Below are 25,638 nucleotides of genomic sequence, written 5' to 3'. Positions count from 1 at the left end.
AGGTATTTGCGTGAGTGACGCAACGACGACATTTAAATCCTTGGCAGAACAACGCATTCTGATTTTAGACGGTGCTATGGGTACTATGATCCAAAAACACCAACTGGAAGAAGATGATTATCGAGGAGAGCGCTTTGCTGATTGGCATTGCGACGTTAAAGGCAACAATGATTTGTTGGTATTGTCGCAACCAAAAATCATTTATGACATTCATTGTGAATATTTGCAGGCTGGCGCAGACATCATCGAAACTAACACCTTCAATGCGACGACTATCTCTATGGCTGATTATGATATGCAATCACTTGCCAAAGAAATTAACGTAGTTGCTGCGCAATTGGCAAAAAAAGCTGCAAACGAATTTACCCAGCAAAACCCGGATAAACCGCGTTTTGTCGCTGGCGTTTTAGGGCCAACTAATCGTACTGCTTCAATTTCACCAGATGTTAACGACCCGGGCATGCGCAATGTTCATTTTGATCAACTTGTTGAAGCCTATAAAGAGGCGACGTTAGGATTGATTGAAGGCGGTGCTGATTTTATTCTAATTGAAACAATTTTTGATACGCTAAATGCCAAAGCAGCAGCGTTTGCAGTTGATGTAGTCTTTGAACAGCTTGGCATCACTTTGCCGGTAATGATCTCTGGGACCATTACAGATGCCTCAGGTCGGACTTTGTCAGGGCAAACTGCCGAGGCGTTTTATTATTCATTGCGCCATATTAATCCAATCTCTTTTGGACTTAATTGTGCGCTTGGTCCGGACCTACTTCGGCAGTATGTTGAGGAAATTTCCGATAAGGCAGAGTGTTTGGTGTCAGCCCATCCAAATGCTGGTCTACCAAACGAATTTGGTGAATACGATATGGATGGCGATGAGATGGCCAGCCACATTCAAGAGTGGGCACAGTCAGGTTTAGTTAATATCGTTGGTGGATGTTGTGGTAGCACCCCGGAGCATATCGCTGCGATTGCAAAAGCTGTTGAATCTCTTGCGCCAAGAATCCCCGCTCAGCCAGACAACAAAATGCGCTTGTCTGGGCTTGAACCATTTGTGCACTAGTAGGAGTGATTTGTGTCTCAAACCCAGCAAACTAGCGCGACTTTCATCAATGTCGGTGAACGAACTAATGTCACTGGCTCCGCGATGTTTAAAAGGCTCATTTTAGAAGGTGACTATGAAACTGCTTTAGATGTTGCACGGCAGCAAGTCGAAAATGGTGCGCAGATCATTGATATCAACATGGATGAGGCCATGTTGGATTCAGAAGCCGCGATGGAACGATTTTTAAATCTGATTGCTTCCGAGCCAGATATTTCGCGAGTTCCTATTATGATTGACTCGTCAAAATGGAGCGTTATTGAGGCGGGACTCAAGTGCGTTCAAGGAAAAGCGATTGTTAATTCGATCAGTTTAAAAGAGGGCGAAGCGCCTTTTTTACACCAAGCATCGTTGATTAAGCGATATGGTGCGGCAACCGTGGTTATGGCATTTGACGAAGTGGGGCAAGCTGACACTCAAGCGCGGAAATTCGAGATTTGCCAACGTAGCTATAAATTACTGACTGAGAAATTAGGATTTCCTCCAGAAGATATTATTTTTGACCCTAATATTTTTGCTGTCGCAACAGGCATTGATGAGCACAATAACTATGCCGTCGATTTTATCGAAGCAACGCGGCAGATACGCCAACAACTTCCCCATTGTCACGTGTCGGGCGGATTGTCGAATATTTCATTTTCATTCCGCGGAAACAACCCAGTTAGAGAAGCGATGCACTCGGTATTTCTATTTCATGCTATTAAAGCTGGAATGGACATGGGGATTGTCAACGCTGGGCAATTAGAGGTTTATGACGAGATCCCAAAAGAGCTAAGGGATGCTGTTGAGGACGTCATACTTAACCGTCATCCTGAAGCAACAGATAAGTTACTTGCCATTGCTCCGAATTACCAGGGTGATGGTAAAGCTGCGGTTAAAGAGAACATGGAATGGCGCGAGCAACCAGTAAATAAAAGGTTAGAGCACGCGCTAGTCAAGGGAATAACAGATTTTATCGTCGAGGATACTGAAGAGGCCCGTCAATTAGCGGACAAACCATTGCATGTCATTGAGGGTCCATTGATGGATGGCATGAACGTGGTGGGCGACTTATTTGGCGAGGGTAAGATGTTTCTGCCGCAGGTGGTTAAATCCGCACGGGTTATGAAGAAAGCCGTTGCTTACTTAGAGCCGTTCATTGAGCTTGAGAAGGAAGCTAGCAACACCAACGGCAAAATCCTGCTAGCAACAGTTAAAGGTGATGTACATGATATTGGTAAAAATATTGTTGGCGTCGTTTTACAGTGCAATAACTACGAAATCATCGATTTGGGTGTAATGGTACCCGCGGCGAAAATACTTCAGGTTGCCAAAGAAGAAAATGTCGATATGATTGGATTATCTGGTCTGATAACACCCTCTTTAGATGAAATGGTTCATGTTGCAAAAGAAATGCAGCGATTGAATTTTAGTTTGCCTTTGTTAATCGGCGGTGCCACCACTTCTAAAGCGCACACTGCGGTGAAAATTGAGCAAAATTACAGCTCTCCTGTGGTGTATGTCCCCAATGCGAGCCGTGCGGTAGGTGTATGCCAAAAACTGTTGTCTGATGAACACCGGCCCGCTTACGTAGAGCAACTGCAAAAAGAGTACGATGTAGTTAGGGAACAGCACGCTCGCAAAAAACCGCGTAGCAGGCCTGTTAGCTTGGAAAAGGCTCGTGCCAACGGGTTTGAATGTGACTGGCAGGTTTACCAGCCACCGGTACCAAAACGACTTGGCGTAACAGCGGTGAGTGTTTCAATCAAAGAGCTTGTACCTTACATTGATTGGACCCCTTTCTTTTTAACATGGTCATTAGCTGGTAAATATCCGAGAATTTTAGATGACGAAATTGTCGGTCAAGAAGCTCGCAAACTCTTTGATGATGCGCAAAACACATTAAACACTCTAATCAAGCAGGATTTGTTAAAAGCAAAAGGCGTAATGGGGTTGTTTCCTGCCAACAGAGTAGGTGATGATCTCGAAATCTATTCCGACGAAACTAGACAGTCGATTATCCATCGCGCTTGTCACTTGCGTCAGCAGACCGAGAAGCCAAAAGGTTTTAATTATTGTTTGAGCGATTATGTCGCGCCTAAATCTTCACAGGTTGCGGATTATATTGGCGCGTTTGCTGTGACTGCTGGTATTGGTGAAGATGAATTGGCGCAAAGTTTTATTGATGATGGAGATGATTACAACGGCATCATGATCAAGGCGATTGCCGACAGGCTCGCGGAAGCGTTTGCAGAATACTTACATGAAAAAGTAAGGAAAGAAATTTGGGGATTTGCTCCGCAAGAGTCGTTGAGTAATGACGAATTGATTCGTGAAAAGTATCAGGGGATCCGGCCGGCTCCAGGCTATGCTGCATGTCCCGAGCATACTGAGAAACAAGTGATTTGGGATTTGCTGGACGCTCAAAATGCCACAGGAATGAAACTTACCGAGAGTTATGCAATGTGGCCGGGGGCATCGGTCTCTGGATGGTATTTCTCTCACCCTGATGCAAGATATTTTGCTGTTGCTCAAATTCAACAAGATCAACTTGAAGATTATGCGCAGCGCAAACATTGGTCAGTGGAAGAAGCGACAAAATGGTTGGCTCCGAACCTTGGCTGATTTGTCATCGTTGATGAGATTTTCTCAAGCGTGTGAAAATAACAAAATGCCAATCTTGGCGCAGCTTAAGTTGCATTTGGCTGGCGTATCAAAGGTGTTGGAAATTGGCTCGGGTACTGGACAGCATGCTGCATTTTTTGCTCACCACATGAAGCACCTTGTATGGCAACCTTGTGATGTGAAGGAGAACCACCAAAGTATCCTAGCCTGGGTTGCTCAGGCAAAATGTGACAATGTGCTAGCGCCTGTACCCTTTTTTATTGGTGTTGACCAATGGTATTTTGATGACGTAGATGCAATATATACTGCAAATACAGCGCATATTATGCAGCCAGATGAAGTGAAATTGATGATGGAAACCGTTGCAACCCACCTTCCAAACGGTGGCTTGTTTTGTCAGTACGGGCCTTTTTGTGTGAGCGGCGAATTCACCAGCCAAAGCAATGCAGATTTTGACACCAGTCTGAGGCAACAAGGATATGGCGGAATACGCGACATCGCAGAGCTCCAATCTTGGACACCCACCTTAACGTTAACCCAAATAGTTGAAATGCCGGCAAACAATTTCTTATTGGTCTGGCAAAAATAAATAGCGAACTCCAATATTGGACATCCACTCGTTCAAATTCAATCCGAGGGTCAATAGGGTTTATAGTGGACACCCACTCATTCAAAGTTAAAAGAGGTTTATAGTGGACACCCACTTATTCTAGGTTAACTGTGTTTATAGCGGACATCCATTCATTCAAGGTTAACTTTGGACACCCATTTTGTTCATTGGTTGATTGTTTGGACCATCACATTCGAAGTTAATCAGTCGGTAAGCTTGTATGGAAGTATTTTTTCTGCACTAGTTTTGTACGAGTAAATGCCGGGAGTCTCTTGTTGGATAAATCTAATCACAGCATCATTAAAATTAGGTTCTGCCAAAAAATGATTTGAATAGCAAAATGTCGGTTCAAACCCTCTTAATATTTTGTGTTCTCCCTGAGTGCCGGGATTAAAGATTTGAATTCCTTTTTCGATGCAGAATTCAATTCCTTGGTAATAACAACATTCAAAATGCAATCCATTAGCTTCCTCCAAGGCCCCCCAATACCTACCATACAAGTGAGTCTCATTAAAAAAATAGAGTGCACCTGCAATTGGTTTGTCGTTTCGTGTCGCCATAACAATCAGAAGGTGGTCTTTCATCCTGTGGAGAATTTCAGTGAAAAATTCCTTGGTCAAATAGCCTAAATGGCCGCTTCGTTTTCTATATGTTTGACAGTAGCACTGATAGAAAAAGTCCATTTCAACTAGAGTTAGCTGATTTCCATGATACCTAGCAATGGAAATAGCTTGGTGTTCAATTTTTTTGCGTTCTTTTTTAACGCTTTTTCGACGCCTCGCGGTGAAGTTAGACAAGAAGTCATTAAAATCTAGGTAGTCTTTGTTGAACCAATGGAATTGAACACTTTTGCGCATAGTCATGCCATTTTTGTTCAAATTTTCACTCACTTTTCGTTCTGGAAAAAGGCAGTGAACTGAAGAAACTCCTAACAATGGTAATTGCGCTCGAATGTGTGCCATACATTTATTCATTACCGAAATAGGGTCTTGATTTGTTGCTACCAGACAACGAGGGCCAGTAGCGGGTGTAAACGGAATGGCATTGACCAGTTTTGGATAATAGTCTATTTGATGCCGGTGATAGGCATCGGCCCACGCAAAATCGAACACGTATTCACCGTAACTATGGCTTTTTTTATACAAAGGTAGGATACCAACCACTTTATCCTCTTGATATGCTACCAAGTGAAAAGGCTGCCACCCGGACTGTTCGCCTACTGATCCTGAATGCTCCAGAGCGGCCAAAAAATTGTAACAACAAAAAGGATCTTGATTTTGAAATGGTGTGTCCCAACTGGACTTAGGAATTGCGTCGATAGATTCAATGAATTCAAAGTTCAACGTTAGTTTCCCTAGAAAGTGACCGCTCATGGACAATAATATGGCAGACAATGATACTAAGATCATTAACCATTCCATCACTAGGTTGTTGGCAAGGCGAGAGCACAGTCAGCAAGAATTAATTTTTAAGCTAAGTCAAAAGGGCTTTAGCGAACATGCTATCCGAAGTCAATTGCGATTGTTTGTCGAAAAGGATGTGCAAAGTGATAGTCGATTTGTTGAGAGTTTTATACGCTCGAAAGCGCAACGAGGAGTAGGGTGGCAAAGAATCGAAAAGGAACTTCAACAGCACAACATCGATCAGCGCCTAATTTCAGAAGGCTTAATTGAAGCTGATATCGATTTTTATCAGATTGCAATGCAGGTGTACGGAAAAAAATATGCGAAAAAGCCATGTAAAGATTGGCAAGAAAAACAAAAGCGAATGCGTTTTTTACAATATCGCGGATTTAATTCGGATCAAATCCAGCATGCTTTAAAAAACCAGCAAGATGAGTAAGTTGTGCTCTTAACATAGGCCCAGTATCTGTGCTATTGTTCGCCGCTAAACGCGCCCTAGTAAGGCGTTACAAATGAAAGTGTAGTAAATCAGAATAGGAACGTTAATGAGCAAGACCACCGCAGAAATTCGAAGTGCTTTTTTGGACTACTTTTCGGAACATGGCCATCAAGTTGTAGCTAGCTCTTCTTTGGTACCTGCGGATGATCCTACTCTTCTGTTCACCAACGCGGGAATGAATCAATTCAAAGATGTATTTCTTGGTGCTGAATCGAGAAATTACAGTAAAGCTGTTTCTTCGCAACGATGCGTTCGAGCAGGCGGTAAACACAACGACTTAGAAAATGTTGGCTATACTGCCAGGCATCATACGTTCTTTGAAATGTTGGGAAACTTTAGCTTTGGCGATTATTTCAAAGAACAAGCCATTCAACTTGCGTGGAATTTTCTAACAAATACCTTAGGTTTAGACAGCAACAAGCTGCTAGTGACAGTTTATCATACGGACGATGAAGCATTTGATATATGGAATAAGGTAATTGGGTTACCTACAGAAAAAATAATACGCATTTCAACCTCTGATAATTTTTGGTCTATGGGTGACACTGGTCCATGTGGGCCATGTTCTGAAATTTTTTATGATCATGGCGAGCATATTTGGGGGGGGCCTCCCGGTACACCTGAAGAAGACGGTGACAGGTTTATCGAAATATGGAACCTGGTGTTTATGCAATTTAACCGCACCGCAGATGGAGAGATGAACCCTTTACCCAAGCCATCTATTGATACAGGGATGGGACTCGAGAGAATCTCTGCAATTATTCAGAACGTGCACAGTAATTATGAGATCGATATTTTTGAAAATCTTATTAAATCGGCTGCGTCTATCGTTGGCACAGATGACAATAGTTCTAAATCACTGCGAGTAATCGCTGACCATATTCGTTCTTGTGCGTTTTTGGTTTGTGACGGTGTCATGCCATCAAATGAGGGCCGTGGTTATGTGTTACGCAGAATTATTCGCCGTGCCGTGCGTCATGGTTATAAACTCGGTGCAGATGACATCTTCTTCTATAAACTTGTTGAAGAGCTATGCGTTGAGATGGGGGAAGCTTATCCAGAGCTAGTCGAGCAAAGACCTGTTATAGAAAAAGTTTTACGCGTTGAAGAAGAGCAGTTTTCTCGAACATTAGCGAGAGGCATGACAATTCTTAACGACGCTCTCTCGCAGATGCAAGGGGAAGTTGTACCCGGCGAATTAGTGTTTAAGTTATATGATACTTATGGGTTCCCAGCCGATTTGACTAATGACGTGGCTCGCGAAAAAGGTTTTAGTATTGATGAAGCCGGATTTGAATCATCAATGCAACAACAGCGGGAACGAGCACAACAAGCGAGTCAGTTTGGTAAAGACTACAATGAAGAAATCCGCAGTGAAGTATCAAGTGAATTCACTGGCTACGAATATGAATCGGGTCAATCAAAGGTAGTCGAACTATTTGATGAGAATGGTCCTGTTGAGCAGCTGGCTCCAGGGCAAAATGGTATGGTTGTGTTGTCGGAAACACCGTTCTATGCGGAGTCTGGCGGTCAGGTAGGTGATACGGGCTTTATACACGCTAATGATGGCCAGTTTGTTGTTATGGACACAGTCAAACTAAATGATGCTGTTTCACACAAAGGCAAATCAAACACGGTTTTAAAAGTGGGGGATAGCGTAGAGACTCAGGTTGACTCAAAACGCAGAGCCGCAATTAAACTTAATCATAGTGCGACTCATTTGATGCATGCAGCGTTGAAAAACATTTTGGGAGATCATGTTAATCAAAAGGGTTCGTTGGTTGATGAGCAACGATTACGTTTCGACTTTTCACACTTTGAGGCGATGACAGCCGAACAGCTAGGAGAAATCGAGGATATGGTTAACCAACAAATCCGTCAAAATCACACATTATCAACACAGTTGATGGGGCTAGAAGAGGCTAAAGCATCCGGAGCAATGGCCCTTTTTGGAGAAAAATATGATGATGATGTAAGAGTCGTAACTATGGGGCCTTTTTCAATGGAGCTCTGTGGCGGCACACACGTGAATCGAACGGGTGACATTGGGCTATTTAAAATAGTTAGCGAAAGCGGAATTGCTTCTGGTGTGAGGCGTATCGAAGCCGTTACTGGTGAAGCTGCATTAGAATTAGTACAACAGCAGGCAAACCTAATTTCGAGGCTTTCTTCTCTTTTTAAAACCGAGCAATCAAAACTAGAACAAAGGGTCGGCTTTGTCTTAGAACATAATAAAGAACTTGAAAAGGGCATAGAAAAACTTAAGCAACAGCTTGCTAATCAAGCAGGTTCGGATCTCGCCTCCAAGATTATTGAAATTAAAGGGGTCAAAGTCTTGTCTACTAAGGTAGAAGGAGTTGAAGCCAAGGCACTACGTATGATGGTTGATGATTTAAAAAATCAAATAGGCAGTGGCATTATCGTACTTGGTTTAGCAAATGAAGAGAAAGTCAGTGTGATAGTAGGTGTTACTAAAGATTTGACTAATCAAATTAAGGCTGGAGATTTGGTGAATTACGTTGCAGGTCAAGTTGGTGGTAAGGGCGGAGGTCGACCAGACATGGCTCAAGCCGGAGGGAATATGCCTGACAAGCTTGATCCTGCAATTGCGTCTGTACGTACTTGGATAGAAGAAAAATTGTAAAGAATTTCAGTTGGTTTTTGTAAGTGACGACAAAAACAAGGAAAGCTGATTGCGTAATTTTCTGGAGTTACCTGATAATTGCGCTAATTTTAACTAAGGACGACTTTGGATTAACGGAAAAGGAGCAATAGAATGCTAATTTTAACCCGTCGTGTTGGAGAAACCCTTATGGTTGGTGACGAAGTCACTGTTACTGTTTTGGGTGTTAAAGGAAATCAGGTAAGAATTGGGGTAAATGCACCAAAAGAAGTATCTGTGCACCGCGAAGAAATATATATGCGAATTCAAGCTGAAAAAAACGGTCAGGCAGGTGACCGCTCAGGCAACAGAAGCGAAGACGACGCATAAAAAGAGAGGCTGGTATTCCAGCCTTTTTTATTCCTCTCTTGGACACCCATCTAGTTACATTTTGCTCAATGTTCAACGATTAAACACCCAATTTTCCATATTCTGGACACCAATTTTCCATATTCTGGACACCCACATCAAAATCTCCGAAACAAAATTTAGGTCATTGTCCCTGCTTTGATAATGTTGGCAAGTCTTCCACAATTAGCGTAGTTAATAGCAGATAGGTTAAATTCAAAGCAAGTGGCAGTAATTGAGGTAAAAAAGGTTTGACTTCCTTTCCCGATTCAGTAAACTTCGCTCCCACATTTGGAGAGGTGGCCGAGTGGCTGAAGGCGCTCCCCTGCTAAGGGAGTATAGGGTTTGTAGCCCTATCGAGGGTTCGAATCCCTCTCTCTCCGCCATTTGTTTTTAAATGTGTTTTTCAAGACAACGCGTGTGTAGCTCAGCTGGATAGAGTACCTGGCTACGAACCAGGCGGTCGGAGGTTCGAATCCTTCCACACGCGCCATTTCTTGATACTTACCTTTATGATTTGGGTAAAACGCAGTTATTTATCTGTTGTTCTTCTATTTGGAAATTCAATCAGATATTATAGTGTTCTTCGCGTGTGTAGCTCAGCTGGATAGAGTACCTGGCTACGAACCAGGCGGTCGGAGGTTCGAATCCTTCCACACGCGCCATTTTTTGAAAACCGCTTAATTGCGGTTTTTTTGTATCTGGCTTAGTAAGAGTTATTTAGTCCGCAATATTGCTTCTTTACCAACAAAGTTACCGTAACATTTTTCAAAATGTGTTGTGGCTTTGTGCCATTGCATTTCAGTAAAGCCTGCGTCTCTGATAAAAGAATAAGTAACAATATTCTCAGCAGGTAGATGGGATTGGTGTTGCTTACGGGACGTTTCTTCGAGCAACTTAATATAATTATACAGTGAAATAGGGATGCAACGTTTTTGTAAGCAATTAATATCCTCTCTGAAAGGCATAAGGTTAGATGGGTGATGCCCTTTTTGCTTCTTCACAATGCGATTATGAATGCTGGTATAGCGTGAACTTACGATGTGACAAGCAATATTCGCTCGTATTGGATTTAAATCTACATATGCCATACACGCCAACAATGCAGATTCATCCAAAAGAGCTTGAGATTTAAATCGACCTTCCCAAAACCTGCCCGTACAGTCATCTTCTTTATTTGCTTTTCGAGCTATATATTCGTTTAAGAGTCGCATAAACCAGCTAATATCAATTAGTCTTTTCCGGTATATATTAATAGTACTTAAAACCGTCTTTATTTCGGCCTCAGACATCTTAGCTCGAGAGTACTGCTCAAGGAATTGCCTAGTTAACACTGTGCCTTTAAATAGTTTGTGCCAACGCAACAATACTTCTTCATTGGTCCATTTCTTCGCTTTTTCTTGATCCACACACATGACGATATGAGTATGGTTGCTCATTACTGCATAGGCGCATATGTCGATTGAAAATATCATGGACAGATGCAGTAGTCTTTTTTCAACCCAGTTTCGGCGGTGTTCATAGCTTTGACCTGAATACTCATCGTGCCCGCACAAGTAAGCTCTGCGTACACATCGTGAAACGCAATGATAGTAAGGAGTGTCTTGAAGGCATATAAGGCTTTTCCTAGGCCTAGGCATTTGCGGGTCCTGTTGTCTGGCAATATATAAAGCTTAGCTGTCCACTCAATTGACGTAGTATAGTTTTTACAGCGTTTTAGACTCATATTTTTTTCCAGTAGCCCTAATCTATATCAATCATATTTGACTCAATTTTTAACGTAAATTTTTGTTATGGGGCGCCCACTAAAACACTAAATGTGGATGTCCAATAATTCCCTTTTCTGTCAAAAGTAAGTGGGTGTCCAATGTAAAAAAAGTGTAAATAAGTTTCGTTTTTTGAGTATAAATTCACAAAATCAGAATAAATATCTCAAATGTGGGAGGTTTTTGAGTGAATTATGGTTGAGTTTTCAAATCTTAAATGTTACTTATCTGCATCAAATAGTAAAGATGAAGCTAAGTATGCAAGCACCTATCTCCGAACTTCTTACTGAAGCGGCAACCTTAATGGTAGTCGGTATGATTGTGGTTTTTGTTTTTCTGACACTACTAATAGGCGCAGTTAATCTTATAGCTTTTATAAATTCAAAGTTTCCAGAAGAGGTTACACCTTCCGTTTCTGGTGTTAACCGCGCAAAACAGACGGCTAGCGGTGGGAGTGAATCAACTCCGATTGCAGCTATTTCTGCGGCTATTCACAAATATCGTTCTAAACGATAGTACTGCATTCCATTTATCTAGGAGAAAGCATGAGTAATCCACTTAAGATCACAGAATTGGTGTTGCGTGATGCACATCAGTCCTTATTGGCAACACGCATGCGTATTGAAGATATGCTGCCCATAGCTGATAAGCTCGATCAAGTTGGATTTTGGTCAATGGAGTCATGGGGAGGGGCTACTTTTGATGCATGTATTCGTTACCTAGGGGAGGATCCGTGGGAGCGAATTAGACGCCTTAAAAAAGCGATGCCGAACACCCCTCAACAAATGCTCTTGAGGGGGCAAAATTTATTGGGCTATCGTCATTATGCCGATGATGTAGTTGAGAAATTTGTTGAGCGTGCTCACAGAAATGGTGTGGATGTCTTCCGTATTTTCGATGCAATGAATGATACCAGAAATCTACAGACAGCGATTAAGTCGACAATTGCAGTTGGAGCCCATGCTCAAGGGACCATATCTTACACTGTGAGTCCTGTGCATACGCTTCAGCGATGGTTAGACATGGCAAAAGAACTCGAAGATATGGGAATCCATTCACTCTGTATTAAAGATATGGCAGGTTTGTTAAAGCCCTATGAATGCGAAGAATTAATCACCAAATTGAAAGAATCTATAGGCGTTCCCATCGCCATGCAATGCCATGCTACAACTGGGTTAAGCACTGCTACTTACCAAAAGGCAATCGATGCCGGAATAGATATGCTGGATTGCGCTGTCTCTTCAATGAGCATGACATACGGTCATAGTGCTACAGAAACTATCATGTCTATCGTAGAGGGCACTAAGCGAGACACAGGACTTGATATGGTGTTACTTGCAGAAATCGCAGGTTATTTCCGGGAAGTTCGTAAAAAATACGCAAAATTTGAAGGAAGTTTGAAAGGGGTCGATGCGCGGATCCTTATCGCCCAAGTTCCGGGTGGAATGCTGACGAATATGGAAAATCAGCTGCGAGAACAAGGCGCAGAAGACAAGATGGACGACGTATTGCAGGAAATTCCTCGAGTCAGGGAAGATTTAGGCTATATCCCTTTGGTAACACCAACCTCGCAAATCGTGGGTTCTCAAGCTGTACTAAACGTTCTCACTGGTGAACGTTATAAAAGTATTACTAAAGAAACTGCCGGGGTACTTAAGGGTGAATACGGTGCTACTGCAGCTCCAGTCAACGCTGAGCTGCAAAAGCGTGTTCTAGGTGAGGAATCAGTGATTACTTGTCGTCCAGCAGACGCACTGGCACCTGAATTAGACAAGTTAGATAGTGAATTGACAGAAATTGCAGACAAGCAATCCATTGCGCTTGCCAATGACAAGGTTGATGACGTTCTTATCTATGCGCTATTTCCACAAGTTGGCCTCAAATTCCTCAAGAACAGAGAAAATCCATCGGCATTTGAACCTGCACCGGGATTGGAAGAAACATCCTTACCACCTGCAAAATCTTCGACTACCCAAACTGAAATTGAACGTTATTCAGTGAAAGTTGATGGCAAGCTCTACGATGTGGAAGTAGGTCCAAGTGGCCAACTCACCTCTGTACAAGCCATGACACCATCAAAAGTCGAACAACAAGTAACGCCGGCTAATAATTTAAACGCACCATTGGCAGGTAACATATTTAGAATTCTGGTTAGGGAAGGCGATTTGGTTAAAGCTGGCGACGTCGTGCTCATTATGGAAGCCATGAAGATGGAAACAGAAGTACGCGCGTCATCTGACGGCACCGTCAATGCCGTTCTCGTTAATGAAGGAGATGCAGTGCAATCTGGACAGCCTGTATTGAGTTTAGGCTAAACTCATGGAGAAGTTAGAAACGTTATGGCAAAGCACGGCACTTGCCCACTTCGAGATTGGCCAAATCGTTATGATGCTGGTGGGTTTGGGGCTTTTGTACCTCGCTATCGTCAAAAAATTTGAACCATTACTACTGTTACCAATTGGTTTTGGAGCAATGCTTACGAACATTCCGTTGGCAGGATTCTCTGAAGTTGGTGGGTTATTGCATTATGTCTACGAAGTAGGTATCGGCACCGGCGTCTTCCCACTTTTGATTTTTATGGGCGTTGGCGCCATGACAGATTTTGGCGCCCTCATTGCAAATCCAAGAATGTTACTGTTAGGTGCGGCGGCTCAGTTTGGGATTTTCGCCACCTTACTTGGCGCCATTCTACTAAACTATATTCCTGGGTTAGAATTCACTCTTCAAGATGCCGCAGCGATCGCAATTATAGGCGGTGCAGATGGACCAACGGCGATATTTTTGGCATCAAAGCTTGCTCCTGAGTTGTTGGGAACAATCGCCGTGGCGGCCTATTCATACATGGCGTTAGTACCCATCATTCAGCCGCCAATTATGAAGGCATTAACCAGTAAAAAAGAGCGCGAAATAGAAATGGCTCAATTGAGAGTTGTTTCCAAGCGTGAAAAAATTATCTTTCCGCTAGCTGTATTGTTGATGACTATACTGTTTTTGCCAACTGCTACACCACTTGTTGGAATGTTTTGCCTCGGAAATTTGATGAAAGAGTGTGGTGTTGTAGACCGGTTAAGCAATACCGCTCAAAATGAACTTATTAATATCGTGACTATCTTTCTAGGATTGGCCGTTGGCTCTAAACTCTCTGCAGACAAATTCCTCAAAGCGGAAACTCTCGGTATCCTTGCACTTGGAGCTGTGGCATTTGCGATAGGGACGGCTACAGGGGTTATCATGGCAAAAATCATGAATAAGTATAGCAAAGCTGACATCAATCCTTTGATCGGTGCAGCTGGCGTCTCAGCGGTCCCTATGGCTGCACGAGTTGTAAACAAAGTTGGATTAGAATCAAACCATCATAACTTCTTACTGATGCATGCTATGGGACCAAACGTGGCAGGCGTTTTAGGTTCTGCGGTGGCGGCAGGGATATTGCTGGCATTGGTTGGCCCCTAGAATCATTCTTTTTAAATTCTATTTAGCAAAGGTACTGGCGGTTTAAATTCCAATATACTCACATTCGTTAAAATGCTTGTTACCAACGGATGGGTAGTTCAGCCTATTTGTTGTGGGTGTCCAAAATATCTCGATGCAGGCTTATAAATGGGTGTCTGACAATATTTATAGTGGGTGTCCAAGTATTATTTTGGTGCAAGAATTATTTTCGGAGTGGGTGTCCAAGTATTATTTTGGTGTTACGAGAGATTGGTGAGACTTCATCAGTTTCTCTGTGTATTCGTTGTTTGGCCAATTGAATATGGCGTCGGTTTTACCTTTTTCTACAACCTTTCCATTTTGCAGGATCAATACCCGATCACTGATATGCCGAACTATGCCCAAATTGTGAGAGATAAAAATAAATCCTAATCCTAAGTCTTGTTGTAGTTTCATGATCAAATTGATTGTTTGCGAACGCACCGAAGGGTCAAGTGCGGCAAAAGGTTCATCTGCAACAATTATTTGAGGGTTCAGTATTAATGCTTTTGCAAGTGCCAGACGCTGCCTTTGGCCATCCGATAACATATGTCGATAAAAAAACATGTGTTCACTAAGCAGCCCAACGAGGTTTAATGTCTCATCAATTTTTTTTAGCCTGTCTGGTTGAGATAGCTGAGTATTTAAAAGCAACGGCTCTTCGAGGATCTTCGCAACTGTGATCCCTGGGTTGAGTGACTCATTGCTGTGTTGAAAAATCATCCGAATGCTTAAACATCTTTGTTTGAGATTTCGTTCAGACAGCTTTTGCCCATTTAAATAGATGTTACCACTTGTTGGTTTTGCCGCACCTACCAAGAGTTTACCTATCAATGATTTTCCAGAGCCATTTTCCCCGACAATCGCCAAGGTTTCCCCGGCATTTAACGAAAAACTTAGTGGTTCAAGTTGAAAGCCAGATACCTTCTTAAACCAGCTTCCCCCTGGCTTCTGGATAAAGCTCAGTTCTTCAACATTTAACAGCGCCGTCATTGTTTTTCTCTCTCTCTAATGAGTGGGAAATGACAGCTATAAAAATGGTCTTGCACGTGACGTAGCTCCGGTGTGCGAACACACTCCTTTTGTGCTCGAGGGCAGCGAGGCCCTAATCGACATCCAATAGGAAGGTGTTGCAAGGTCGGAATGGTGCCATCAAGGGCAGCAAGAGGAGATTTCGGTGCCAAATCTTTTCTAAAGCTGGGTGCGCTATCCAGCAACGCCTTAGTATAAGGGTGCAATGGGCGTTTGCGTAGTTGGCTCATTTTTCCATCTTCAACAGTCTGACCGCAGTAAAGAACTGTCATTCTGTCAGACATGCTTGAAATAGCCAAAAGGTCATGGCTGACAAACAAAATACTTAAATTTCTTGTTTTATTTAAACGGGTTAAAAGCTTTAGAATTTGTGTCTTGGTCGTAATTTCCATTCCACGTGTGGGGTCGTCTGCGATTAACAGGCGGGGAGAAGATACTAACGCACAGGCAATCAGAAATTTCTGTCCAATATCGTCTGCTATTTGATGAGGATAAGCGCCGAGATATTTTTTATGTTCTTTAATCCCGACTTTATGGAGTAGCTTAATCGCCATTTCACGCCGTTTTTTTGTGCGCTGCCAGAACCACCTTCCACTTACTAAGTTACCGGGAATACTTTCCATCAACTGTTCGCCTAATGTCGCGGAAGGATCAAGCGACAAAAGGGGATTCTGAAATATTACTGCGATTTCTGAGCGCATAATTTTACGCCGTTCGATTTGACTCATGGTAAGCAAATCTTTACCTTTCCAGGTCATACGATCCGCGGTAACGCGCCAATGTTCTGGAATAGCGCCGACTACAGCACGAACAATCAGACTTTTACCGGATCCTGATTCCCCTACCAAGGCTCGAATCTCGCCTTCTTCAATGCGCAAACTCACTTTGTCCAGTGCTTTCATCCAGCCGCTGGAACCATCAATTTCTAAAGTGAGGTTTTTGATATCTAATAGTGCCATCAGTGACTCAACCTATTCCGCAATGCAGAACGCAAACCATCACCTACAACATTGATAGATAACACCATCAAAAATATGGCACTACCGGGAAGCGCTATACTCCACGGAGATTTATAGGCCACTTTCAAACCCTCAGAGAGCATCGTTCCCAATTCTGGAGAGGGCGGCTGCGCACCTAATCCAAGAAATCCTAATGCCGTGACGTCCAAAATAGCTACCGACAAAGCCATGGTGCATTGTACGACAAGCATTTCGTACATATTGGGCAAAATACAATAAAAGAAAAGGTGAAACCTACGAGCCCCGTCGAGCTGCGAGGCTAGAACGTATTCTTTTTGCATTTCAGCTCTGACAACTTCCCGGGTATTATGCACAAACTGTGGTATCAAAGCTAAGCTGATAGCCCACATGCTATTGACTAAACCAACTCCTAAAATACCAACAATCACGATGGCAATAAGCAGAGTAGGAACAGCCATGATTGAATCCAAAAGATGATTTAAGATACTCGAGCGCACTCCACGACTCATTCCCGCAATTGCACCGATAGCAACGCCGACAAGCATTGACAAAAATACCAACAGAATACTTAATCCCAATGTCATTCTGCACCCGTAAATGAGCCGAGAAAGTAAGTCTCTACCTATACTATCGGTGCCAAAGACGTGTCGTATAGATCCATTTGCATCCCACGCTGGTTCAATTAAAAAAGCATTGGGGTTTTGCATCAATGGGTCGAACGGTGCAATCAATGGCCCAAATATCACCATTGAAATAAAAAATGCCAAAACCCAAAGCCCCAAAACTGCAATATGACTTTTGCGAAACTCCAGCCATGTGTGAACCAGGGGAGAAGGATGGAATTCTTCTTGGTACATATTAAGATTTGCCATGAATTTTGCCCACGAGTTCAGGGTTTATCAATTTTGCTAGCAGCTCTGTTGACACGGTTACAATAATCACCAGAGTTGACACCGCAAGCATGCCTGCACGAATGGCGGGATAATCTCTTTGATTTATTGCCTGGATCAGCCAATTTCCAATGCCTGGCCAGGAAAACACAACTTCTATTATCATAGCGTTGGTTAACAAGACAGCGAATTGCATACCAAACAGTGGAACTATAGGTAGTAGCGCATTTCTGACTCCATGGCGCATAACAACCTGAAAGTTGCTCAAGCCCCTAGTATAGGCCGTCTGAATGTACTGACTAGACATCACATCTATCAATGAGCGTCGGGTCAACCTGAAAATAATCGCAGCGGTGACAATCGTCAGCGTTAATGTTGGCATAATAAGATGTTGCAAGGCGCTTTTGGCCGCCGCAGACTTATACAGTGAGTCACTGAGGAAAATATCAATCAAAATAAACCCTGTCTGATGAGGGATATCGAACAATAAGTTTATTCGGCCAGACAACGGTAACCAACCCAATTGCAATGAAAAAACTAGAATAAGGATAAGTGCCAACCAAAATATAGGGGTTGAATAACCAATCACGCTGGCTGCCAATAATCCAAAATCAGCAGGTTTATGATGTTGGAACCCCGCTAAAAATCCTAGTGGTACACCAATCAATAAAGACAACACAAGTGCATAGGAACTAAGTTCAATGCTGGCAGGAAATGTCTGAGTTATTTCTTGCCATAAAGGGAGTCCAGAACTGAAGCTGTACCCCCAATCTCCATCAAATAGATTGGTCATATAATACCAGTATTGATGAAAATAGGATTTATCAAAGCCATGCATTTGAATGAGTGCATCATAGTGGGCTTGAGATATGTTACGTTGCCCGGTCAGGTTAACGATAGGGTCACCTGGAAACAAGTACACCAATGAAAAAGAAAATGCGCTCAGTACAATTAAGGTTAGCACTAAGAGGTTAAATTTCCGGATGACATGAGCGAGCATCATTGCTTGTTCACATCGCCAAAACGAATGGCCCCAAATGGATTAATTAGTAGTCCCTCTAAGTCATTTCTGTATGCCCGGTAACGATAGGCATGGGCAAGGGGGACTAAGGGAACTTGTTCGGCGATCAGCGCATTGGCTAACCGGTAATAGCGATTTCTTTGATCTATTTCAGTGTACTTTAGTGCTTGATTAATCAGCGAGTCATACTCAGGAGAACACCACATTGCTCTATTTGTCCCTGATTCAATCGCTGAACAGGTTAGGAGAGGTCGATAGAAGTTGTCCGGATCGCCATTGTCAGCAGACCAGCCTATTAACACCGAATCATGAAGACCCTCTTTTAAACGCTCGCGAAAAGCAGACCATTCGTAACTAACAATATTGACAGTAATCCCTACCTGATTGAGATAGTTTTGTATAAGTTCAGCCATTTTCCGCGCATTAGGATTGTACGCTCGTTCAACCGGCATTGCCCAAATGTTCATCGTAAAACCTTCTTCAATACCACTTTCGCGGAGCAATTGTCTGGCCATGACCGGGTTGTAATTAGTATCGTTGAGGTTTGCCTGATAGGCCCAAGAAGATTCTGGGAGTAATCCTCTAGCACCCACTGCACTGCCAAAGTAAACCGCTTCAAGCAAAGTTGCTTTGTCAATCGCCATGGCTAAGGCTTTTCTAACCTTCGGATTATCAAAAGGAGGTTTAGAAGAATTAAATGCCCAAAATCCCACATTTAATCCGGGTTTTTCATCAAGTTTTAAGTCAGTTCTCTCTCTAATTAAATCCAATTCGCTGTTTGCAGGAAAAGCGATGGCATCACATTCTCCGGTAATTAACTTTGCGAGCCTCAGCGAGCTTGAAGGGGTAATGTCAAAGATCAGATTGTCTGGTGCGTTTTGATGTTGCCAGTAATTTTCATGCTTTGCATAGCGAATAAAACGATCTTTCTTAAAATCCACAAATTTAAAAGGCCCAGTACCGATAGGGTAACTGTCAATACGCTCTTTATTGCCGCTATTTTCCAGGAATTGTGCATACTCTGACGACAAAATTACCGCGAAATCCGTTGCCAAATTTGCCAAAAACGAACTGTCCGGGCGGTTGAGTATCAGCTCAACACGATAACCATTGATACGTTTCACATCAACGATCACATCACTGAGCCCTAAACTTGAAAAGTATGGATAACTGCCCCCCGAAACTTGATGATAAGAGTGCTCTGCCAATCGCCAACGATTAATACTAAAGATCACGTCATCAGCGTTAAAATTTCTGCCTGGTGAGAAGTAATTGGTTTGATGAAACTTTACACCTCTTCGCAGTTGAAAGGTGTAAGTTAGACCGTCTTGGCTAACTAACCAACTACTTGAAAGTGCCGGCACTATGGTTCCCGTTAACGGGTCGAAATTAATTAATCGATCATAGATTTGATGAGAAGATGCATCGGATGTCGTTCCTGAGGTATCCAGTTGAGGGTTGAAACTGCTTGGGTTTCCTTCTGAGCAGTAAATCACCCCTGATTCGGGCATTTCCAAGTCACTATTAAAACAACCTGTCAGTACCAAGGTGGCACACAAAAACATCGGTTTTGCTAGGGATATCGACTTGTAAAGCAGTTTAATCACCTTAATCTTCCACTTCCTCGTTGGGACCTTCGAGTAAATTATACTTCTTCAAATATCCCCTTAACTGATGATAGGTCAAGGATAGTTTTTCTGCGGTTTTTTTCTGATTAAATTGGCTATCTGCCAAGGCTTGTTTAATGAGGTCGATTTCGAAATCTTGAGACAATGTTTTTAGGTCGACAGGGAACTCAAAATTTTGTGTTGCAGTAGAGAAATCCTCAGTTTTCTTCTGTAACGCCGGTGATTCAGCGATTGATGCAACCTGTTCGGAAACGGGTTTAACCGTAATCCGGTCTTGGGTTTTGATTCTGCCTTGAGGTCTAAAGACGGACTCGAATGGGTCAAGCACAATGTTGTGTACCGGAACATGGGGGTTGTTATTGCGGTAGACCGCACGCTCCACGACATTTTTCAGTTCACGAATATTGCCAGGCCAGTCATACTCCAACAAGGTCCGTTTTGCTTTTTCGGTGAAACCGCTAAACAACTCCATCTCCAGCTCTCGGGCCATGTTAATGGCAAAATGTTCAGCTAGCATCATGATGTCTTCAATTCTTTCTCGAAGCGGTGGCAAAGTGATAACGTCAAACGCTAATCGATCGAGTAGGTCGGGGCGAAATTCCCCAGAATCGGCCAGCGAAGGCAAATCTTCATTGGTTGCAGCGACCAAACGCACATCCACCTTAACCGAACGTGATCCGCCTACACGTTCAAATTCACCATATTCGATAACGCGAAGCAGCTTTTCTTGGATAAGACCTGATGTGTTTGCCAATTCGTCAAGGAACAAAGTGCCATTGTGGGCAACCTCAAACCTTCCTTCTCGTCTTTTTTGTGCGCCGGTAAAAGCACCTGCCTCATAACCAAATAATTCACTCTCTAATAGACTTTCACTCAACGCTGCGCAATTTAATTTTAAGTAGGTTTGTTCCCAGCGCTTAGATAAATAATGAAGGCGAGCTGCCACGAGTTCTTTACCCGTACCCCGCTCTCCAATAATCAGAACCGGTTTGTTCAAAGGTGCTATTTGAGATATTTGCTCCAAGACCTCCAAAAAACTGTTAGATTGCCCGAGTAAATTATCTTGTTGGCGAAATCGGCTCATTACCGGTTATCCTTTAAATCTTATTCTGTTGGATTTATACCTTAATTTTCAATGGTATAGGCTTATCGGGCGCTGATTCATCTCAGGCTGTTCGTCGATTATGCCTAAAAATTTAAAAAGTGGTCTAATCCGCTAATATATGGTTGATAATCATAATACGCTAAAAGAGGTAAAATAAGGAAGAATTATTAATATCTTTAAAAAACAAAGAATTAGTAATCATTTTTTGATTGGCCCGGTTATTGAATAAAACACTACAGTAATGCATTTTGCATCAATTTTTATCAATAAAGTTAGAGGAAAAGATTATGGGTATCTTCTCGCGTTTTACTGACATAGTGAATTCAAATATTAACTCGTTACTGGATAAAGCTGAAGATCCAGAAAAAATGGTCCGTCTAATTATACAAGAGATGGAAGACACTTTGGTTGAAGTGCGTTCAGCATCGGCGAAAACCTTAGCGAATAAAAAAGACATTTCGTCACAAATCACCAAATTACAAAACGAAGCTGAAGATTGGCAATATAAGGCCGAGTTGGCTTTAAACAAAGATCGTGAAGACCTAGCCAGAGCTGCTTTGCAAGAGAAGAAAAAATGCACAGAACACAGTGAAGTGTTGGCAAAAGAACTGGCGGTTATTGATGAGCAAATCGGTAAACTGCAAGGAGAAATTGGTCAATTGCAAGAAAAGCTGGCCGATGCAAAAGCACGTCAAAAAACAATTATTATGCGTCAAAAAACCGTTAGCTCCCGTTTGGAAGTTAAACGCACGCTGGACAATTCTAAAGTTGATGCGGCGATGGGACGTTTTGAACAATACGAGCGGAAAATCGACGATTTAGAATCTCAGGTTGAAGCTTATGATTTAGGTAAAAAGACGTTGGCGGATGAATTTGCTGACTTGGAATCAGATGATAAGATCGACGATGAGTTAGCTGCTTTGAAGAAAAAAGTACAAACCAAACCGACAAAAGCAAAAACGGCTGCAAGTAAAGCTAAGAAATAGTGGTAGGTTGCCTGTAAAGGAGTAAGACAGTGGAAGATATATTAATGTTTACAGTGGGGATTCCCACGATTATTTTCATGACGATTGTCGCGCCAATCTGGCTGATACTTCACTATCGCAGTAAAAAGCAGGTGAGCCAGGGATTGTCTGAAGATGAATATTTAACCCTTCAAGACTTAGCCAACAAGGCTGAAGCGATGGCAGATCGTATTCAAACTTTGGAAGCAATTTTAGACGCGGAAACACCAGATTGGAGAAACAAAGCATGACAGTTCGTAAACAACTTCAGCGAGATCCTCAACAAGGAAAGATCGCCGGAGTCTGTGCTGGCATTGCAGAGTACTTTGGCATCGAAACTTGGTTAGTGAGGATTATGACCGTCGCAGCGACTCTGTTGCTTGCGGGCCCCTTTGTACCTGTTTTTTATATTGCTGCCTGGTTTATTATGGACAAAAAAACACCTGAGCATGGACATTCTGGTCATCGAACCGCTACATTTAACAGAGCGAGTGGTGTCAAAGGCTGGCGCAACGATATAGATGAAGAAGACGAAGACAAAAAAGTCGAGGTCAAATCAAAGGTATGGCAAGCAGGCGAACCGCCACGACAAGCCTTTTATGATATTAAACAACAGTTTGTTCGTATTGAATCACGACTCAGAAAAGTTGAAACTTATGTGACTTCGTCGGAGTATCAACTAAACAGAGAAATTAACAAACTCTGATCGAATGAAAAAAGATCCATTAGCGTGGAGGGCGGTAAGCCCCTGAGAGAGCGGCCTTCGGGCCGCTTTTGTGTCTTGAGCTTGAACCACAGAGAGAAGTATCTTGCTTAACAAAATTACGCAAAACCCTTCCGTACAGAAATGGCAGGACCAGGCCAAGGTGCTTGGCAACCGCCTGGCCGATCACCATATAAGTTTGGCGGTAACCGGTTTAAGTAAAAGCGGTAAAACAGCCTTCATTACTTCATTGATTAATCAACTAATTAATGCACGAGACGGTGCCCAACTTCCCTTTTTAAATGTGGTATCCGATAATCGCCTTATTGGTGTAAAACGCGAAGTTCAACCGGATGTCACGGTTTCACGTTTTGCTTACGAACAAGGCATGGAAAACTTAAGCAATATCCCTCCACTTTGGCCTAATTCAACTAATGGTGTTAGCCAGGTCAGATTGCTCATCAAGTATAAAAGTCAATCCAGATTGCGCAGGTTGGTTTCACAACATAGTACGCTAACATTAGATATCACTGATTATCCAGGGGAATGGCTGCTTGATTTACCACTGTTAGAAACTGACTATCAAACATGGTGTGAAAGGTTTTGGGAAGATGTTAAAGACGGTGACAAAGCAACACTGATAGCGCCATTTAAAGAGGCGCTAAGCGCAATAAACTTGCATGACGAAGTCGACGAAATGCAATTGCAAAGCATAGCACTGCGATTCACCGAGTATCTTCATGCTTGCAAAGACGCTGGGTATCAGCTTATCCAACCCGGCCGTTTTGTTTTGCCTGGAGAATTAGACGGTGCACCTGTATTACAATTTTTCCCAATATCGTTGGAGCAGTTGGCATCTACTAAAGATCATACGCGTTCAATAAGTCAACATAGTCCCGCATCACTGTTGCAACAACGATTTGAACAATATCAATCTAAAGTGGTGAAGCCATTCTACAAAAAACACTTTAAGCGATTTGATCGTCAAATCATTCTTGTAGATTGTTTGTCAGCGCTGAATCTGGGCGCTCATAGTTTTAACGATCTGAAAAAAGCAATTAATTGGTTATTGGGTAGCTTCCATTATGGGCGCAGTAACATTCTCAAACGAATTTTCGCGCCTAACATTGATAAATTGATATTTGCTGCGAGTAAATCAGATCACATTACACCCGATCAACAACCAAATTTAGTCAAACTGTTGGAGTCTATTGTCCACGAGGCAAGGCAACATATCCAATATGAGGGTGTTGCCACCGAGTCAACTGCGTTCAGCGCTATTCGGACTACGAGCGTGGGACAAAGCCAAGTTAATGGGAAGCCAATTCAGGTGCTTAGTGGTGCAAAGGAAGACGGCTCGATTTTGAACTTATACCCTGGTGATGTGCCTAGCCAATGTCCTGAGGATGATTTTTGGGATAAACAAGGGTTTTCATTTCCCAATTTTATGCCAAAAGCCTTAGCACACGATCGGCAGGCTCTTCCGCACATTCGCATTGACCATATTTTGCAATTTGTCCTGGGTGACAAATTAGAGTAACCAACCATGACCGAAAAAAACACGACTCATCAAGCAGACATTCAAAAAGCCGTAATATTTGAACAAAGCGATGTTCAATTAAATGAACCCAATGGCACAGCCGCAGAATCTCAAAGCAATGAGGTTATAATGCCAGCGACAGCAGTCGCAAATAGTTATTCTTTTGAACAGGTTGTTATTGAACGAGAAGATAACGATGAGACGTCAAACTCGGGAAGAAAGTGGGTTTGGTTTGCAGGGATTGTAATTCTATTATCATTGATTGAAGCAGGATTTTGGATAGAGCATATTTTAACCCAAAGTGACTGGCTCAGTGGCGCCTGGCTTATCGTAATTGTCGCTGCATTAATTTTTGCAGTAAAGGCTTTTATAAGTGAACTACGAAGCTTGCGACAGCTCAAAAAAACCGAACAACTTAGAACACAATCTATCGCGTTTTTAAGCGCCCCCACCATTGGCCAAGGCAAGGCTTTTTGCGAACAATTAACTCCTCTATTTTTACCCTTATATCCTAACCAAATAAATCAATGGCAACAGGCGATCCAGCCTCATCATGTCGACAAAGAAGTCCTTCAGTTGTTTGAAACCAATGTTTTATCTGCGGCAGATAAACATGCGTTACAGGTTGTGACTAAACACGCATCGGCATCAGCAGCGATGATTGCTGTGAGTCCATTTGCCTTGTTAGATATGATCATAGTTCTTTGGCGTAATTTAGTCATGCTTAAACAGGTGAGCCAGTGTTACGGTCTGCCTCTGAGTTATTGGGGAAGAATAAGATTGATAAAGCAAGTCTTTAAAACCATGCTTTTAGCAGGTGCGACCGAAATCATAAGTGATGCTGGAAACTATGCAGTGAGTGCAGGGGTCACAGGCAAACTTTCAACTCGACTGGCACAAGGTATAGGTGTTGGCGTCATGACCACAAGGGTTGGTATTAAAGCAATGCAAACCTGTCGTCCTATGCCCTGGAATGCCCTAGCAAAACCGGGCATAAATCAGCTCACCCAACAACTACTAAGTGATTTAAAATCACTGACAAAAAAATAGCTACAATGCGTAAAAAAGAATTTACATAAGTGCTTTTTTAAATTTTTAATTAATTGAAATATAAGTCATTATTTATACTAATGTAAATTAAGTGTTACATTATTTCAGATTCTATATGTGCACCCAAAACTGTTTCTTTTGCGGGAAACCAGTAGACTTTTGATATCAGATTAATTCGAGCTGATGCTCAAATAAACCGATTTTGAACGTATCAAAATCA

The 25,638-nt window shown here is 42.5% G+C and carries 22 protein-coding genes and 3 tRNA genes; 17 read left to right on the top strand and 8 right to left on the bottom strand.

Features of this window, described 5'->3' with window-relative positions:
• Positions 1–10: 10 nt before the first annotated feature.
• Genes FM019_RS19030 through FM019_RS19020 form a run of 3 tightly spaced genes read left to right on the top strand, consistent with a single transcriptional unit; the run spans position 11 to position 4,295 of the window.
• Positions 11–1,063, top strand: coding sequence for a homocysteine S-methyltransferase family protein (locus tag FM019_RS19030; protein WP_260681676.1), 1,053 nt, complete (start codon positions 11–13; stop codon positions 1,061–1,063).
• 12 nt (positions 1,064–1,075) lie between these two features.
• Positions 1,076–3,706, top strand: coding sequence for a methionine synthase (gene metH, locus FM019_RS19025; RefSeq protein ID WP_143837621.1), 2,631 nt, complete (start codon positions 1,076–1,078; stop codon positions 3,704–3,706).
• A gap of 13 nt (positions 3,707–3,719) precedes the next feature.
• Positions 3,720–4,295 carry a DUF938 domain-containing protein gene (locus FM019_RS19020; RefSeq protein ID WP_143837812.1) on the top strand — a complete coding sequence of 192 codons (576 nt, stop codon included), beginning with the start codon at positions 3,720–3,722 and terminating at the stop codon, positions 4,293–4,295.
• Positions 4,296–4,519: 224 nt separating this feature from the next.
• Here the strand turns inward: FM019_RS19020 and FM019_RS19015 are convergent, their stop codons facing one another.
• On the bottom strand, positions 4,520–5,725 hold the full coding sequence (locus FM019_RS19015; RefSeq protein WP_260681675.1) for a GNAT family N-acetyltransferase: 1,206 nt from the start codon (positions 5,723–5,725) through the stop codon (positions 4,520–4,522).
• Between FM019_RS19015 and FM019_RS19010 the strand changes: the two genes are divergently transcribed.
• From FM019_RS19010 to FM019_RS18985, 6 genes are all read left to right on the top strand, one after another.
• The gene (locus FM019_RS19010; RefSeq protein ID WP_185969349.1) at positions 5,700–6,158 is read left to right on the top strand and encodes a regulatory protein RecX; all 459 of its coding nucleotides are present in this window, start codon (positions 5,700–5,702) and stop codon (positions 6,156–6,158) included. The two genes, FM019_RS19015 and FM019_RS19010, sit on opposite strands and share 26 nt — an antisense overlap.
• A gap of 106 nt (positions 6,159–6,264) precedes the next feature.
• Positions 6,265–8,862, top strand: a complete 2,598-nt coding sequence (gene alaS, locus FM019_RS19005; protein ID WP_143837619.1) for an alanine--tRNA ligase — start codon at positions 6,265–6,267, stop codon at positions 8,860–8,862.
• A gap of 132 nt (positions 8,863–8,994) precedes the next feature.
• Positions 8,995–9,210 (top strand): carbon storage regulator CsrA, encoded by a 216-nt coding sequence (gene csrA / locus FM019_RS19000; RefSeq protein ID WP_143837617.1) that lies wholly within the window; start codon positions 8,995–8,997, stop codon positions 9,208–9,210.
• 311 nt (positions 9,211–9,521) lie between these two features.
• Positions 9,522–9,614: transfer RNA gene (locus FM019_RS18995), tRNA-Ser, on the top strand.
• Positions 9,615–9,644: 30 nt separating this feature from the next.
• Positions 9,645–9,721, top strand: a tRNA-Arg gene (locus FM019_RS18990).
• 95 nt (positions 9,722–9,816) lie between these two features.
• A tRNA-Arg gene (locus FM019_RS18985) sits at positions 9,817–9,893 on the top strand.
• A 51-nt stretch (positions 9,894–9,944) separates the two neighbouring features.
• Here FM019_RS18985 and FM019_RS18980 read toward each other — a convergent pair.
• Complete coding sequence (locus tag FM019_RS18980) at positions 9,945–10,667, bottom strand: transposase (protein WP_143837615.1); 723 nt, start codon at positions 10,665–10,667, stop codon at positions 9,945–9,947.
• Positions 10,668–11,177: 510 nt separating this feature from the next.
• Between FM019_RS18980 and FM019_RS18975 the strand changes: the two genes are divergently transcribed.
• From FM019_RS18975 to FM019_RS18965, 3 genes are read left to right on the top strand one after another with little or no spacing between them, the layout of a single operon-like run.
• Positions 11,178–11,510: an OadG family protein gene (locus FM019_RS18975; protein ID WP_260681674.1), complete on the top strand. Its 333-nt coding sequence runs from the start codon at positions 11,178–11,180 to the stop codon at positions 11,508–11,510.
• Positions 11,511–11,539: 29 nt separating this feature from the next.
• Entirely contained in the window at positions 11,540–13,309 is a 1,770-nt protein-coding gene (gene oadA / locus FM019_RS18970) for a sodium-extruding oxaloacetate decarboxylase subunit alpha (protein WP_143837613.1), read from the top strand.
• 4 nt (positions 13,310–13,313) lie between these two features.
• Entirely contained in the window at positions 13,314–14,447 is a 1,134-nt protein-coding gene (locus tag FM019_RS18965; protein WP_143837611.1) for a sodium ion-translocating decarboxylase subunit beta, read from the top strand.
• A gap of 228 nt (positions 14,448–14,675) precedes the next feature.
• On the opposite strand, the gene FM019_RS18960 is transcribed toward FM019_RS18965, so the two are convergent.
• The 6 genes from FM019_RS18960 to pspF are packed head-to-tail and all read right to left on the bottom strand — an operon-like array spanning position 14,676 to position 21,100.
• Positions 14,676–15,458, bottom strand: coding sequence for an ATP-binding cassette domain-containing protein (locus FM019_RS18960; protein ID WP_143837610.1), 783 nt, complete (start codon positions 15,456–15,458; stop codon positions 14,676–14,678).
• On the bottom strand, positions 15,455–16,456 hold the full coding sequence (locus tag FM019_RS18955; RefSeq protein WP_143837608.1) for an oligopeptide/dipeptide ABC transporter ATP-binding protein: 1,002 nt from the start codon (positions 16,454–16,456) through the stop codon (positions 15,455–15,457). Before FM019_RS18955 ends, FM019_RS18960 begins: the two co-directional genes overlap by 4 nt.
• A complete protein-coding gene (locus FM019_RS18950; protein ID WP_143837606.1) occupies positions 16,456–17,349 on the bottom strand; it encodes an ABC transporter permease subunit in 894 nt (297 codons plus the stop codon). Before FM019_RS18950 ends, FM019_RS18955 begins: the two co-directional genes overlap by 1 nt.
• Positions 17,336–18,367: an ABC transporter permease subunit gene (locus tag FM019_RS18945; protein WP_143837809.1), complete on the bottom strand. Its 1,032-nt coding sequence runs from the start codon at positions 18,365–18,367 to the stop codon at positions 17,336–17,338. The genes FM019_RS18950 and FM019_RS18945 overlap by 14 nt, the downstream gene beginning before the upstream one ends.
• Positions 18,367–19,953 carry an ABC transporter substrate-binding protein gene (locus FM019_RS18940; protein ID WP_143837808.1) on the bottom strand — a complete coding sequence of 529 codons (1,587 nt, stop codon included), beginning with the start codon at positions 19,951–19,953 and terminating at the stop codon, positions 18,367–18,369. The genes FM019_RS18945 and FM019_RS18940 overlap by 1 nt, the downstream gene beginning before the upstream one ends.
• A gap of 43 nt (positions 19,954–19,996) precedes the next feature.
• Positions 19,997–21,100 (bottom strand): phage shock protein operon transcriptional activator, encoded by a 1,104-nt coding sequence (gene pspF, locus FM019_RS18935; protein WP_143837604.1) that lies wholly within the window; start codon positions 21,098–21,100, stop codon positions 19,997–19,999.
• A 308-nt stretch (positions 21,101–21,408) separates the two neighbouring features.
• Between pspF and pspA the strand changes: the two genes are divergently transcribed.
• The 5 genes from pspA to FM019_RS18910 all read left to right on the top strand — a co-directional run bounded on the left by pspA (position 21,409) and on the right by FM019_RS18910 (position 25,418).
• Positions 21,409–22,107 (top strand): phage shock protein PspA, encoded by a 699-nt coding sequence (pspA, locus tag FM019_RS18930; RefSeq protein ID WP_143837603.1) that lies wholly within the window; start codon positions 21,409–21,411, stop codon positions 22,105–22,107.
• 44 nt (positions 22,108–22,151) lie between these two features.
• Positions 22,152–22,376 carry an envelope stress response membrane protein PspB gene (gene pspB, locus FM019_RS18925; RefSeq protein ID WP_409553419.1) on the top strand — a complete coding sequence of 75 codons (225 nt, stop codon included), beginning with the start codon at positions 22,152–22,154 and terminating at the stop codon, positions 22,374–22,376.
• Positions 22,373–22,831 (top strand): envelope stress response membrane protein PspC, encoded by a 459-nt coding sequence (gene pspC / locus FM019_RS18920; protein ID WP_143837600.1) that lies wholly within the window; start codon positions 22,373–22,375, stop codon positions 22,829–22,831. Before pspB ends, pspC begins: the two co-directional genes overlap by 4 nt.
• Positions 22,832–22,934: 103 nt before the next feature.
• Positions 22,935–24,368 (top strand): YcjX family protein, encoded by a 1,434-nt coding sequence (locus tag FM019_RS18915; protein WP_143837598.1) that lies wholly within the window; start codon positions 22,935–22,937, stop codon positions 24,366–24,368.
• A 6-nt stretch (positions 24,369–24,374) separates the two neighbouring features.
• Complete coding sequence (locus FM019_RS18910; RefSeq protein ID WP_143837597.1) at positions 24,375–25,418, top strand: YcjF family protein; 1,044 nt, start codon at positions 24,375–24,377, stop codon at positions 25,416–25,418.
• Positions 25,419–25,638: the final 220 nt, after the last annotated feature.

Origin of the sequence: Aliiglaciecola sp. M165, assembly GCF_007197995.1 — a bacterium.
In the GTDB taxonomy this organism is placed as follows: domain Bacteria; phylum Pseudomonadota; class Gammaproteobacteria; order Enterobacterales; family Alteromonadaceae; genus Aliiglaciecola.
The sequence above is the reverse complement of the archived record's forward strand: the minus strand, read 5'-3'. Positions and strand labels throughout refer to the sequence as shown.